This is a genomic window from Calderihabitans maritimus, from assembly GCF_002207765.1.
In the GTDB taxonomy this organism is placed as follows: domain Bacteria; phylum Bacillota; class KKC1; order Calderihabitantales; family Calderihabitantaceae; genus Calderihabitans; species Calderihabitans maritimus.
In genome coordinates this window covers 47887-60677 of sequence record NZ_BDGJ01000126.1, presented here as the reverse complement: position 1 = coordinate 60677, position 12791 = coordinate 47887, and the positions used below count along the sequence as shown (strand labels likewise).

Annotated in this window: 15 protein-coding genes; 4 read left to right on the top strand and 11 right to left on the bottom strand. The window is 46.5% G+C overall.

Features of this window, described 5'->3' with window-relative positions:
* Positions 1 to 184 precede the first annotated feature (184 nt).
* Positions 185 to 1027: a copper amine oxidase N-terminal domain-containing protein gene (locus KKC1_RS11095; protein WP_088554521.1), complete on the bottom strand. Its 843-nt coding sequence runs from the start codon at positions 1025 to 1027 to the stop codon at positions 185 to 187.
* A gap of 97 nt (positions 1028 to 1124) precedes the next feature.
* Between KKC1_RS11095 and KKC1_RS11090 the strand changes: the two genes are divergently transcribed.
* Positions 1125 to 1847: a nicotinamide-nucleotide amidohydrolase family protein gene (locus tag KKC1_RS11090; protein ID WP_202820048.1), complete on the top strand. Its 723-nt coding sequence runs from the start codon at positions 1125 to 1127 to the stop codon at positions 1845 to 1847.
* A 93-nt stretch (positions 1848 to 1940) separates the two neighbouring features.
* Here the strand turns inward: KKC1_RS11090 and thiI are convergent, their stop codons facing one another.
* The 8 genes from thiI to KKC1_RS11050 form a co-directional block, all read right to left on the bottom strand.
* Positions 1941 to 3110, bottom strand: a complete 1170-nt coding sequence (gene thiI, locus KKC1_RS11085; RefSeq protein ID WP_088554519.1) for a tRNA uracil 4-sulfurtransferase ThiI — start codon at positions 3108 to 3110, stop codon at positions 1941 to 1943.
* Positions 3110 to 4270: a cysteine desulfurase family protein gene (locus KKC1_RS11080; RefSeq protein WP_088554518.1), complete on the bottom strand. Its 1161-nt coding sequence runs from the start codon at positions 4268 to 4270 to the stop codon at positions 3110 to 3112. The genes thiI and KKC1_RS11080 overlap by 1 nt, the downstream gene beginning before the upstream one ends.
* Before the next feature lie 91 nt (positions 4271 to 4361).
* Complete coding sequence (locus KKC1_RS11075) at positions 4362 to 4868, bottom strand: MogA/MoaB family molybdenum cofactor biosynthesis protein (protein WP_088554517.1); 507 nt, start codon at positions 4866 to 4868, stop codon at positions 4362 to 4364.
* Positions 4861 to 5301: an MOSC domain-containing protein gene (locus tag KKC1_RS11070; protein ID WP_088554516.1), complete on the bottom strand. Its 441-nt coding sequence runs from the start codon at positions 5299 to 5301 to the stop codon at positions 4861 to 4863. Before KKC1_RS11070 ends, KKC1_RS11075 begins: the two co-directional genes overlap by 8 nt.
* Complete coding sequence (gene moaC / locus KKC1_RS11065) at positions 5289 to 5786, bottom strand: cyclic pyranopterin monophosphate synthase MoaC (RefSeq protein WP_088554515.1); 498 nt, start codon at positions 5784 to 5786, stop codon at positions 5289 to 5291. Before moaC ends, KKC1_RS11070 begins: the two co-directional genes overlap by 13 nt.
* Positions 5787 to 5825: 39 nt before the next feature.
* Positions 5826 to 6542, bottom strand: a complete 717-nt coding sequence (locus KKC1_RS11060) for a metallophosphoesterase family protein (protein WP_088554514.1) — start codon at positions 6540 to 6542, stop codon at positions 5826 to 5828.
* A 17-nt stretch (positions 6543 to 6559) separates the two neighbouring features.
* The gene (locus KKC1_RS11055; protein ID WP_088554513.1) at positions 6560 to 7288 is read right to left on the bottom strand and encodes a metallophosphoesterase; all 729 of its coding nucleotides are present in this window, start codon (positions 7286 to 7288) and stop codon (positions 6560 to 6562) included.
* Between the two features lie 17 nt (positions 7289 to 7305).
* Positions 7306 to 8112 (bottom strand): MBL fold metallo-hydrolase, encoded by an 807-nt coding sequence (locus KKC1_RS11050; RefSeq protein WP_088554512.1) that lies wholly within the window; start codon positions 8110 to 8112, stop codon positions 7306 to 7308.
* Between the two features lie 193 nt (positions 8113 to 8305).
* Between KKC1_RS11050 and KKC1_RS11045 the strand changes: the two genes are divergently transcribed.
* The 3 genes from KKC1_RS11045 to KKC1_RS11035 all read left to right on the top strand — a co-directional run bounded on the left by KKC1_RS11045 (position 8306) and on the right by KKC1_RS11035 (position 10154).
* Complete coding sequence (locus KKC1_RS11045) at positions 8306 to 9004, top strand: cytochrome c biogenesis CcdA family protein (RefSeq protein WP_088554511.1); 699 nt, start codon at positions 8306 to 8308, stop codon at positions 9002 to 9004.
* A 71-nt stretch (positions 9005 to 9075) separates the two neighbouring features.
* Positions 9076 to 9696: a flavodoxin family protein gene (locus KKC1_RS11040; protein ID WP_088554510.1), complete on the top strand. Its 621-nt coding sequence runs from the start codon at positions 9076 to 9078 to the stop codon at positions 9694 to 9696.
* Between the two features lie 32 nt (positions 9697 to 9728).
* Entirely contained in the window at positions 9729 to 10154 is a 426-nt protein-coding gene (locus tag KKC1_RS11035; RefSeq protein ID WP_088554509.1) for a MarR family winged helix-turn-helix transcriptional regulator, read from the top strand.
* Between the two features lie 38 nt (positions 10155 to 10192).
* Here KKC1_RS11035 and KKC1_RS11030 read toward each other — a convergent pair whose 3' ends face one another.
* Both KKC1_RS11030 and KKC1_RS11025 read right to left on the bottom strand, forming a co-directional pair.
* Positions 10193 to 11410: a cofactor-independent phosphoglycerate mutase gene (locus KKC1_RS11030; protein ID WP_088554508.1), complete on the bottom strand. Its 1218-nt coding sequence runs from the start codon at positions 11408 to 11410 to the stop codon at positions 10193 to 10195.
* Positions 11411 to 11570: 160 nt separating this feature from the next.
* Positions 11571 to 12059 carry a hypothetical protein gene (locus KKC1_RS11025; protein ID WP_088554507.1) on the bottom strand — a complete coding sequence of 163 codons (489 nt, stop codon included), beginning with the start codon at positions 12057 to 12059 and terminating at the stop codon, positions 11571 to 11573.
* Positions 12060 to 12791 lie beyond the last annotated feature (732 nt).

The following is a 12791-nucleotide window of genomic DNA, read 5'->3' as shown; positions in this document are numbered from 1 at the left end:
CGTACGTTGCATCAGAAATTTCCAGAGGCGGATGAATCAGAGCGTAATAAATTATACCGCCGTAACTTATAAGTAAAAGCAAGGCCAACCAAATAACCCGTGTCCACTTTCTTCCCATCACTCTGCCTCCAGTAGATTTACCTTTATATCTTCGCCATTTCCAAAAATTTTCCTTCTTAATTGGCTAAAGGTATAAAGGAACAGTCCAAGGACGCGGTACCTTTAATTTCCAGTAGCCTTTTTCCCGGGTCAATTGGAAAAAATTGATCGTTCTCTCTCCTTCAAAGTTTATATAAACAACCTCAATAATGGCCTTGTCGCCCTGTTGCTCCTTTAACCTCCCACCTACGATCAAGTATGGAGGTGGAAAGTCGGTTTCATAACCGGTAAGAAACCAGTTCCCATTGTTATCCTTAACCAGCCAGTCTTGAATAAACCTATGGGCTACTTCTTCCTCCCAGGCCATAGCCATATACCGGACATAATCCTCAGGTCTGGCAAAACGCTGCCATGCAATCGTATACAATATCTGCGATGCAGCTCTAAAGACCTGGAGCGCTTCGGCATTATCAAACCCTGCTCCCCCGGATGCTCCTTCCCTCTCTCGGATATGGATGGACCGCGCATCTTCCACCCACTCTACCTCCATGTTCATAGCTTCAGCCACAAAGCGTAGAGGAGCGTATATCTGCTGGTCAATAATCCGAGCGCCGGCTGGAAGCTGATACAGCACTCCGTTTTTATAGGCATAAGGATAATCTATAATTAGTTCCAATAGTCGCCCGTTATAAGAAACCGTTGCTCTCTGTAGCTCGGCGTTCCAGTCCACTTTGGCACCAAATTTCTCCATAACAGCCCGTAATGGCATAAGAGCATGGCCTTGCTCTATCACCAACAGTACATCAACCTGCTTTCCTTCAACCCATAGAGAAACCGTTTGACTATGGAAACCTAAGAGAGGTAAACTTAAGAAAAACCAGAATATGATAAGAAGAGTTTGAACCGTTCGCCGGGAAACAACAACCACCCCTTTCCTTTGATTTTATTTATATATATATTCTTCAGAATTAATAAATTTCCTTTATTTTACATGAATGGAATTAGGAGGCGAAGGAGGGTTTTCTTTGAAGTATTCTCGTCTGTTTAAACTCTGCGGCATTACTCTTTCCTCAGTAAGAGGCCAAACGGAAGACTTAACAGAAAAAAAGGCGGTAAATTTATTTTATGAAGAGCGGGAAGGGGACATTTATCTGCAGCTAACCGTAGAAGATCCGGTAGATAAAGTCGCGGAAATGAATTTTGCCGCCGCGGAAGAACTCATCCGAAAACGGTTAGCTAAATATATCTACGGCACAGATAACGATACTCTAGAGGCAGCTGTAGGAAGGCTCATGGCTCAGCGCAAAATTACCTTGGCTGTAGCTGAATCGTGTACGGGAGGACTTTTAGCTCACCGAATCACCAACGTTCCGGGCAGTTCTGCCTATTTCCGCTTAGGGGTAGTAGCCTATGATAACCGCTTTAAAGAAGAGGTATTAAAAGTTCCCCGAGACTTCCTGGCCGAGTTCGGCGCGGTTAGTCCTCAAGTGGCCAGAGCTATGGCCAGCGGGGTACGAAATCTGGCGGGCACTACTTTAGGTATTGGAATTACCGGCATTGCCGGTCCCGGCGGTGGAACGCCCACAAAGCCGGTGGGGCTCGTCTATATCTGCCTTGATTATGGCAAAAATTGCCAAATAGAAAAATTGCTTTTAAACGGTGAACGAGTAGAAAATAAAAAGGCGTCGGCTCATTACGCTTTAACCATGTTGTACCTCCATCTGAACTCATGGTATTTCCCCAGGTGACAACAATGGTATTTCCCCAGGTGACAACAAAAAAAGACTGCCTCCCCGGAAAGTAAGTTTCCAAAGAGGCAGTCAGGTGAATTGTGTACGACTTTAAACGGGCCGAGCTTCTATTTCCACAATTTCGGTTTTAGCCAGCGATTCCTCTATTAACCGTGAAATATCGAGCCCTTCTTCCGCTTTCTTCACTTTTTCGGGCTTGGGACGGGTAGCAGGGTGCTTGGGAACAAAAAGAGTACAGCAGTCCTCGTATGGCTGGATGGAAATATCGTAGGTCCCTATGCGACGGGCATACTCTATTATCTCAACCTTATCCAGAGCAATCAAGGGCCGCAGTACCGGAAAACTGGTCACTTCGTTGATGACCCTCATACTCTCCAAAGTTTGGCTGGCCACCTGCCCCAAACTTTCCCCGGTTAAAATGGCCATAGCACCCTCTTTTTTGGCCAAAACCTCGGCCAGGCGAAACATCATCCGGCGCATGATGGTAACGTACAGTTCCTCGGGACAATATTTTTTTATGGCCTTCTGAATTTCCGTAAAATGATTTATATAAAGTTTTATTTTTCCGCCGTAGCGGGCCAACACCCGGCACAGTTCCAGAACCTTTTCTTTCGAACGTTCACTGGTGAAGGGGAAACTGTAGAAATGCAGGCCTATAATTTCTACTCCTCGCTTCATCCCCATCCAGCCGGCTACCGGGCTATCTATTCCCCCTGAAAGCAATAATATTCCTTTTCCGGTTACCCCTACCGGAAGTCCGCCCGGTCCATTAATTACCCGGGAATATACGTAACCTCCCTCCTGCCGTACCTCGATGCTGATGACTACTTCGGGTTTGTTCACATCCACCGTCCACCCGTCCGTTTGGCTCAGCAAAAAGCCTCCTACCTGTCGGCTTATTTCCGGGCTTTTAAAGGGAAACTGTTTGTACGGCCGTCGGGTTTCCACCTTAAATGTAGACCTGCCCTCCCAGCTTTCCAGCTCAGCCAGAGCCGCCTTTTTTATCTCCTCCAAATCCAGAGGCACCACCCATGCCGGACTCACCGACACAATGCCAAAGACCCGGGTAAGACGCTCAACGACCTCTGAAAGGTCATCTTTTAAATCCACGTATAGGCGACCGTAGCCTTTCTTTATTTCCCTTTCAGGTAAATCTGCCAGCGCCCGTTTGACATTCTTAAGCAACATGTCTTCGAACCAGGCGCGGTTTTTCCCTTTCAATGTGATCTCACCGTATCTGACCAGAAGCACCTTCTTCATCAACCAGCCCCCTTCAATTCCCGAAACTCCTTAACTGCTTCTGTAATCCCTTCCGCAGCCGCTTCCATCTCTTCCTCCGTATTCTGGTAAGAAAGGCTGATGCGGATAGCCCCCGTCAGGGCCTCATCTTTCTTTTTCATCGCCTGCAGTACGTGGCTGGGATTCGCCCTTCGCGAATGACAAGCCGAGCGGGTAGAAACGTAAATCCCGCGGTTCTCCAGCATATGTACCAGTACTTCTCCCCGATCAATCCCCTCGAACCAGACATTTAAAATATGGGGACAACCTTTCGCCCCTCCAGGGCTATTGAAGTGAGTACCGGGAATTTTCAAAAGTCCCCTTACCAGCCGCTCTTTCAGCCGCGAAAGATAGTCCCCTTTTTCCTCCATTCTCCGGGCTGCCAGCTCAGCCGCCTTCCCTAATCCTACAATTCCGGGAACGTTCTCCGTTCCCGCCCTCCGGTTCCCTTCCTGCTCTCCTCCTACTAGTAAAGATTTGATTTGTAAGGCGTCCCGAACATAAAGCGCCCCCACTCCTTTAGGCCCGTGAAGTTTATGGGCGCTTATGGTAAGCAGATCGATGAAAAAGTCGCGGGGATGAATTGGCAATTTGCCAAAACCCTGCACTGCATCCACGTGAAAGACAATTCCTTCCCTCTCCTTAAGGATAGAAGAATAGCTCTCTAGCGGCTGCACGGATCCTATTTCATTGTTCACGTACATTATACTTACCAGGATGGTATCCGGCCTTAAAGCTTTTTCCAGGGTATCCGGCTCCACCAACCCGTCCTGGTTAACCGGCAGATAGGTAACCTCAAAGCCTTCTTTTTCCAGTTCTTTAAAAACATGTAGAACGGAGGCATGTTCAATGGCTGAAGTAATCAGATGCCTTCCCCTCCCCCGCCGCTGATAGGCCGTACCGCGAATGGCCCAGTTATTTGCTTCCGTGCCTCCTGAAGTGAAATAGATTTCCTCCGGTTTTACCTGCAGTACTGAAGCTACCTGGCGACGAGCACGGGAAAGGGCCTTCTCCGCTCTTACCCCCAGACCATGCGGCGAAGAGGGATTCCCGTAATTCTCCAGCATGACCCGGCTCATTTCCTCTACCACCAGCGGATCAACTCGGGTAGTAGCGCTGTTATCCAGGTAAATCTCCCTCATAAGCCCACCTGCCTCTAGAACGTTCTTTCAACTTTGATTCTTCCCTAAACAATACCGTCTCTATTTATCCCTCCTGCCGTACTAAAGATTATCACTTTTGTTCCGGCTTAACAAGAGCACATTCCTCCACCTCTCCCCGCAGCACTTCCACTCCGTGAGGGATAGCCGGTAGAATAACCTCCAGGCATTCCTGTACTGCCTTCGGGCTGCCGGGCAGGTTGACAATGAGGGTTCGCCCCCGGATGCCCGAAATTCCCCTGGTCAGCATAGCTCTGGGGGTCTTTTTCATACTTTCCCTCCGCATGGCTTCACTGATACCAGGTACCAATCTTTCCACTACGGCCTGGGTTGCTTCCGGAGTAACATCTCTAGGGCTAAATCCCGTCCCCCCGGTAGTCAATACCAAATCCAATCCCAGGCGATCACAAAAATCTATCAACTTCTCCTGCAGCAACTCCTTCTCGTCCGGCAGTATCGCATAGGCTTCAACCCGACCGCCGATTTTCTCTATCATTCTTTTAATAACCTCGGAGCTCTCATCCTTGCGCTTTCCCTGAAATCCCTTATCACTAGCCGTAATTATCCCTACTTTAATCATCCTCGACCACCTCAATAATGTCACCCGGACAGATATACCCTCCTTTAATCACGCGTACAAAAATCCCTTCCCGGGGCATCACACAGTCACCCGCCTGGTAATATATGGCGCACCGTTCATGGCACTGCTTGCCAATCTGCGTTACTTCAACCAAAGCCGTAGGACCCATGCGCATTTTAGTCCCTACCGGCAGGGAAACCAGATCAATCCCCTCAGTAGTAATGTTCTCCGCAAAGTCCCCCGGTTTAACCTCCAGACCCCGCTGTCGCATCTTTTCAATGCTTTCCATGGCCAGCAGGCTAACCTGCCGGTTCCCGGGCCCGGCATGAGCATCGCCTTTCAGACCAAATTCAGGCACAAGCTCTCCTCTGGAAATATTAGATTTTTTCTGTCCCTTCCTTTCGGAAACAGATACAGCCACTATTCTTCCCATTTTTCTTCTCCCTCCCGAAAGTAATCACCGCTCTTGCCACCACTTTTTTCTACTAAACGAATCTCTCCTATAATCATTTCTTTGTCCAGAGCTTTGCACATATCGTATATAGTCAGAGCCGCCACGCTTACTCCTGTCAGAGCTTCCATCTCCACCCCTGTCGGGCCGGTAGCTTTTGCCCAAGTTTCAATTAAAACCCTGCTCTCGTCTTCATCCAGCCGAAAACGGACCTCGGTACCGGTGATCTGGATAGGGTGACAAAGAGGGATGAGCTCACTGGTTTTTTTCATGGCCATTATCCCGGCTAGTCTCGCTACTCCCAGGACGTCCCCCTTGCCAATTTTACCCGCCTTTATCCGGGAAAAAGTCTCCCTGCTGACCCTGATTTCTCCCCGCGCAACTGCCACGCGAACGGTATCTTCCTTGTGGCTTACATCTACCATTCGCGCCCTTCCTTGTGCATCAAAGTGCGTCAGCCCGCTCACGGGTTCTCGCCTCCTTTATTAGAAAAAATTTCCACTGGTTTATTCCCGCCCCCAGCGGATAACTTCTGCCAATTCATCCGGCAGTTCGGATTCTTCTATAGCTTTTGCCGTTTTGTCATAGTCATAATCAACCTTATAAAATATCACCTTGACCTCCCCCGTAATTTCCACGAGGGCATATACCGCCTGCGGGTCGCCGTGCTTCGGCCTCCCAACGCTCCCCACATTTATTACATGCCTTCCCTGTATCCGGCGGTGATAAGGCTTGTGAGTGTGACCGCAAATCAATACATCGACATTAAATTCCTCTAGTAAAGCCTTCAGGTAATCTTCCGGGGTATCTTCGTAAAGGTACTCATTGAGACGCCGCGGACTCCCGTGTACCACCAGACAGCGGTATCCGCCTGCCTTAAACCAGATTTCTTTGGGCAGGCTGCGTAAAAACTCTTTATTGGCTTCTGTAGTATTTTTTTTGGTCCAAAGGATAGACTTTTCCCCCAGCATCCGGGCATGCTCATCCTTGTAATCACAACCGCACTGGATCCGGTGAAAGCCTACTCCATCGTCATAGTTGCCCATTACCGTGGGAATATCCATGCTTTGTATCAGCTCTATAACTTCGTTAGGAAACGGAGCATAGCCAACTAGATCTCCGGCACAAATTATTTTATCTACATGCCTTTTTTCTATATCTTTTAAAACGGACTGTAAGGCATAAATATTAGCGTGTACGTCGGCAAACACCGCCAATCGCAAGGTTTTCCCCCTCCTTTCTACTCTTCCCAGAGAAAACGAGGTTTAAATTCCAAGAAATCTGCACTGACCAGAAAAAACCTGATGCCCCATTTCTTCTCCGGAAGTCTTTTTAACAATCCTTCGCCGTGCAGGTGGCCGTATACACAAACCGCTATGCCGAATTCGCGCATCAGTTCGATGAAACCACTTTCTTCATGGCGGTCATTAGTAGGCATGTAGTGCATCATCACCACTACTCTTTCTACTCCTGAAGGTACGCTCTCCAGAGACATCCTCAGGCGTAACAATTCCCGCCGATAAATTTTTTCATCATGCTCGGAGAAGTCGTTATCGTTGGGGCAGAGCCAACCTCTAGTGCCACAGACAGCCGTCTTTCCTATCTTTACATGGTCGTTCTGCAGGGCCCATGCATTTGGAGGCAAGGCTTTGCGCACTTTACTTATCCCCTGCCACCAGTAATCGTGGTTTCCCTGTACCATAATAATTTTCCCTGCCAGTTTACCTAAAAATTCTAAGTCATGTACTGCCTCACCCAGTTTCATCGCCCAGGAGATATCGCCCGGCACCAGCACCACATCTTCATCACTGACGGTAGCCTGCCAGTTAGCAAATATTCTTTGATAATGTCTCTCCCACAGGCTGCCAAAACAACCCATGGGTTTATGTTCTTTTACGTCTTCCCAATGAGGGGGATTGACGGGCTGGCTGAAAGACAAATGTAAATCGCCTAGACCAAAAACTTTCATGTTAACCACCTCAAAACTCAGTCCCGTAGAAACTCGTCCAAAGAAAGCAGCATCCCATCGTAAGCCGCCATCGTCCTGACACCTGTCTTTTTCTCCAGTTTATTGGCCAATTCCCAAGGTTTAGCCATAAGCATACTACTGCCAAAATGGGTTAAAACGGCAATTTTAGGCCGAATGGAGTTAATAATTGGTTCTACTTCTTCATAAGAAAGATGGAAGGCAAGGTCCGTATGGCGGGGTTTTACAAAGGTTACATTAAGCACGAGAATCTCAGCTTTATATACTTCCTGTAGTTTAGAAAAGTAGCGGGTATCAGTAATGAATGATACCGTTAAATTCTGATAGGACAGCTTTATTCCGTAAGTTTCTACCGGGTGATCATGCCGAACAGGTGTGGCAATCTCCACTTCTTTAATCCGGTAAACTTCCCCCTCTTTAAGGTAATAAATAGCATCCAGAAAAGGACGCAGATATCCAAAAAGAATCGGTTCGGGTCCTTCTAACGCATCCGCAGGGGCAAAGACGACCCCCCCAGGGCTAAAACCACCTTCCGTCATGGCTTCCACCATAACATTAAGATCATTAGAATGGTCAAGATGGCGGTGACTCAAGATAACCCCGTCCAGCTGCGAAGGATCCAATGGCGGGCGACTGCCCCAGCAACGCACAAGAGTTCCCGGTCCCGGATCCAGCATAAGGTTTGTGTCGCCGAGTTTGATCCATGTTCCTCCCGAAGACCGCAGTTGTTTCAACTGAACAAACCTGGCGCCTCCGGTACCAAGAAATTTAATAAAATTTTCCGGATGAGGTTTTTCTTCCGGCATAACCTGAAACCTCTCTTACTTCTAACTTTGAAAGCTATCTCCCCAGAAGCTAAATTTTCTCCAGTCACCCTGAATACTCCTTTTAAAAACTTAAGCGGTAAGGTATCATTACCAAAATTTTTTAGTTCTTTTTCGTTCTATATTGAGCATACAAGAAATACAGCTACTATAACGTGTAAAAGGAGGGTAAGCTATGGACCACTTATTTTATGAATTCCTACAGAGTTCCCATTTGTCATGGTTCCTGTATTTAGTTCTCTTATCCGGTGGAATCATAGCTTTCTTTAACCCTTGCATGCTAGGAATGGTTCCCCTTTTAATAGGCCACATGGGAAATAGAAATTATTCCTCGCGATGGTATTCTCTCGCTCTAACTACTCTATTTACTTTGGGATTCTTGGTGTCATTAGTTTTTTTGGTATCCATTTTTACTTCTTTTTATCAATTAGCCCAACGATGGGCCTCCTGGTGGCCTAATATAATGGGAACCCTTTATTTCGTTCTCTTCCTGCACCTTTGGGGTTATTCCCCGCTGCGTACTGCCATGCGCTTCTTGCCGACTGTAGTAGGATTTTACCAGTCTCCGTTCACTGTACCTCCTTCCTGGTCAGCTTTTGTCTTAGGATTGTTCTTCGGCCTGACCCCTTCTCCTTGTACCACTCCGCTGGCTTTAGCTGTTACTACTGCCCTGATACCGGCTTATGGCTACCTTAAAGGATTGTCTATGATTTTAACCTACGGTTTCGGCCATTCTCTCCCCTTAGCGCTGATTGCCCTTGTCTCCTTAAACTTAAGTCCTTTACGGCATTTACAACGAAGCAGTGGCTTTTTAAAAAAAGCGACCGCCCTTTTCTTATTGTTCCTGTCCATATATTTCTACTTTTTCATGTGAATGCAAATTAATTGTTGACAAATTATTTGTCGACCAATAAAATTGAAGTAAAGATCTGGAGGAGGGGTTTTATGAAAGCAGTTGCGATCAACGGCAGCCACCGGAAAGGCCAAAATACTGCAGTTATGCTCCAAACGGTACTGGACGAACTGAAAGCAGGAGGGGTTGAAACAGAACTGGTAGAGTTGAGTGATTATAACATCAAACCCTGTCTCTCCTGCAACAAATGTCTGCGTCGCCCCCAGTGTTCCATCACCGACGATGATATGTCTCTACTGGCCGACAAACTGTTAAAAGCCGACGCTATTATCTTAGGTTCTCCCGTCTACTGGGCCAATGTAACCGGCTTGATGAAAAATTTCATGGATCGAACCCGTTGGTTACATATGACCAAGAATTTTCTAGCCGGTAAAGTTGGAGCTGCTGTAACGCATGCCGGTCTGCGCAACGGGGGACAGGAAGTTTGTCTACAAATTATGGAGCATTTCCTTAGAGCTCAAGGTTTATATGTAGTAGATGACCGGGACCCCGAAAAAGGCATCCTAACTTCCGGTGCCATGGGAACCCTATTTGACCGTTTTGATGGCAACAACATCAGTTGGAAACGAGGTGTTCAGGAAGATCATTTAGCCATCGCCTCCTGCCGCCAACTGGGTAAAAACATGCTTCAGTTAATGAAAAAGCTCGCTTAAAAAAATTATTGGAAGAAAGGACGCCATATTTTATGGAGCTACACGAATGTATTAACTTTTTGCTAAGCAAAGCCCAACAAGCAGTATACCGCCTTTTTCGCGAAGAGCTGGCACCATTTGGAGTTACTCCCGCCCAGTATGGTGTATTAAACTGCTTATGGAATAAAGATCAGCAAACGCCAAAACAGATTTCCGAAACCCTTCATTTAGACGGCTCTACTCTAACCGGCGTCTTGGACCGGATGGAACAAAAGGGTCTGGTACGGCGTATACCGGACCCCCATGACCGGCGCACAGTAAGGATTGCTCTTACCTCCAAGGGGCAGGAACTTAAACGCCCTTTGGAACAGGCAATTGTCCGGGCCAATAATAAAGTGCTAGAAAACTTATCCGAAGAGGAAGTACGACAAATTAAAAGACTTCTGGATCGATTATCGGAAAATCCGGGCCGGGATTAGGCATTATCTTCTTTTTCCCGGCCCTCGGTTTTCTCCCCTTAAAATTCTCCTTTAATAAAATGATCCATTAACCGATAACCTTCTTCAATAATTAATCCTGTGGAAACAGCACTTTGTTCATTAAAACCTATTTCATGGTTGTTCCTTTCCGGCCAACCTTTTTGATAAATTGCAAACGGAACCGGATCGGCAACATGAGTACGGAGACTGAGCGGCGTAAAATGGTCACATAGAACCATTATCCGGTAAGATTCGAATTTCTCCAGGCCACGCCAAACCTCACCCACAACCTTCTCATCTATTTCTTCGATAGCCTTAATTTTAGTTTCCAGTTCTCCCCGGTGTCCGGCTTCGTCGGGAGCCTCAATATGAATATATACAAAATCTTTGCCTGCTTCCAACTGCTCCAAAGCGGCCAGGGCTTTACCCCTGAAGTTAGTACGGATGTTGCCGGTGGCTCCCGGAACGTTAACCGCTTCCAAACCTGCGCACTTGCCTATGCCTTTGGTAAGGTCAACGGCCGAGATAATTGCTCCGGTCAAACCGAACTTTTCGCTAAAGGGAGGGAGAACTGGTTTTCGGCCTTGCCCCCAGAACCACAGAGAATTAGCCGGCTTTAATCCTCTTTCCATCCGAGCTCGATTGACAGGATGTTCTCCTAAAAAACCGTAGGATTCCATCATTAATTCCAATAAGATATCGCTTCCTTCTCCTCGCGGAAGGTAATTACCTATTGTACGCCCAGATATATCATGAGGAGGTGTCATTTCTAGTTCGTGAGGACCATTATTCCATACCATCAGGTGACGATAGCTTACCCCTGCGTAGAATCTGAAGTCCTCATTTCCTAAACGGCGGTTGACCTCATCTATTAATTCAGCCGCTTCTGCGGTGGTAATTTCGTCGGCGCAATAATCGACCATAGTTTTGCGGCGGTAGTCTGCTTCGTCAGATAAAGTAACTAAGTTGCAGCGAAAAGTTATATCACTATCATTCAGAGAAACCCCCATGCCTATTGCTTCTAAAGGAGACCTTCCCGTATAGTATCTTCTCGGGTCAAATCCCATCACCGAAAGATTAGCCACATCGCTTCCCGGAGAAAAACCATCAGGAACAGTTTTGACCAGTCCTATCCTACCGGAAGCGGCCAGCCGGTCCATGTTAGGCGTTCTGGCGTAATCTAGAGGAGTTTTTCCACCTATCTCCTCGATGGGATAATCCGCCATTCCATCGCCCAAAATTACTACGTATTTCATTACAGACCCTCCTTTGTCGTCTACCAATATAACTGGCAGCTATAATTCAATTATTTCTTCAATTATAACATTCTTTTTTCTCGGAACGATTCCCTTTTTTGTCACATTCTCCGGAAACATTAAAAAACTCCCGCTACGCGGGAGATAGAGGCGCAAACTCTTAGGTTCCGCCGTTTTCCAGTATTCGTTGAACTTTGGGATGGTTAAAAACAGCCTTGGTAGTGTCTTTCATGCGGCGATCGGCAAAAATTTCGATTAACGGTTGTCTCATGTCCGGCAAAGCCATCATTTCTACCATAGGGCCTCTTGCTTCCGGATCCTTCATAATATCCACCATGGCTTCCTGCATGCGGGGATCTTGCATCATATCAATCATAGCCTGACGCATTTCACGACTGCTCATCATATAAATCATTACATCCCTCATTTCTGGACGGGTCATCATTTCTACAAATTCATCTCTACCGTAAGGCGAATGCATGTAGTCAAACGAATCATTGCGGTACATCATTCCCCACATATGCCCTGGACCCCCGGGAGGAAAAGGTTTAGCATAATAAGGCGGACTAAAGTAGCCTATCACCAAGGCTCCTATGAGAAACCCGCCTATCAATCCCAATATCAGCAACAGTATGTTTCTTTCTTGCACGTTTCTTACCTCCTGTTCCCCGTTTAATCTTATTTTATCCGTAAGGAAAGGCTTACATGCGGCAGGTTAAGATATAAAAACCTTTCGCCGGTAGGCTATTTCGCTGTCAATCATTACTTCCCAGTCATAAAATAAAAAAACCCCTTATTGAAAGAAGGTGATTACGGCGAAAGGTAAGTTTTTATGGATAGGCGTTGTACTGCTGGTCTTCGCCATTTTAATATACGGTTGTACTTTCAGTAAAACATTAACCGAACAGCAGGAACCCTCGCAGAAATCACCAGTACGCCAAGAAATAGAAAAACAGAATGGCCATACAGAAAGGCAACAACAAAGACAAGAAAACAAATTAGAAACCATAACTCTGTATGTACAGAATATTACCTGAAAACCCGAAGCATGTATAGCCAAAATCAAAGGCGCGCTGTCCAGGCTGGACGGCGTAACCGTTTTGGAAGCTCAAATGTTTGAAAAAAACACGGCTTTAATTCGGATAGCTTATGCTCCCGAAAAGGTCACGGTCGAACAAATAATTTATACTCTAGCCAAAATAGGTTACCCCGCCTCCATATTTAAGGAAGAAGAGGTTTTACCCGGGAATTCTTCGGCAAATTCAAATTAGCCCTACTTTAGTCATTGGTTTTCCTTGGTACTAATATTTCGCCCAAAAATAATTGTCTACCCAGAAAGGGTAGACATTACGTTTAAGACTTAATATTATTTCAGATAAAG

Excerpts from the sequence above, each read along its gene's own strand:
- KKC1_RS11055 (WP_088554513.1), bottom strand. The coding sequence starts at position 7,288 with ATGAAAGTTTTTGGTCTAGGCGATTTACATTTGTCTTTCAGCCAGCCC.
- KKC1_RS11070 (WP_088554516.1), bottom strand. The coding sequence starts at position 5,301 with ATGGGAAGAATAGTGGCTGTATCTGTTTCCGAAAGGAAGGGACAGAAA.
- KKC1_RS11080 (WP_088554518.1), bottom strand. The coding sequence starts at position 4,270 with ATGAGGGAGATTTACCTGGATAACAGCGCTACTACCCGAGTTGATCCG.
- KKC1_RS11030 (WP_088554508.1), bottom strand. The coding sequence starts at position 11,410 with ATGAAATACGTAGTAATTTTGGGCGATGGAATGGCGGATTATCCCATC.
- KKC1_RS11075 (WP_088554517.1), bottom strand. The coding sequence starts at position 4,868 with ATGATTAAAGTAGGGATAATTACGGCTAGTGATAAGGGATTTCAGGGA.
- KKC1_RS11045 (WP_088554511.1), top strand. The coding sequence starts at position 8,306 with ATGGACCACTTATTTTATGAATTCCTACAGAGTTCCCATTTGTCATGG.
- KKC1_RS11040 (WP_088554510.1), top strand. The coding sequence starts at position 9,076 with ATGAAAGCAGTTGCGATCAACGGCAGCCACCGGAAAGGCCAAAATACT.
- thiI (WP_088554519.1), bottom strand. The coding sequence starts at position 3,110 with ATGAAGAAGGTGCTTCTGGTCAGATACGGTGAGATCACATTGAAAGGG.
- KKC1_RS11035 (WP_088554509.1), top strand. The coding sequence starts at position 9,729 with ATGGAGCTACACGAATGTATTAACTTTTTGCTAAGCAAAGCCCAACAA.
- KKC1_RS11050 (WP_088554512.1), bottom strand. The coding sequence starts at position 8,112 with ATGCCGGAAGAAAAACCTCATCCGGAAAATTTTATTAAATTTCTTGGT.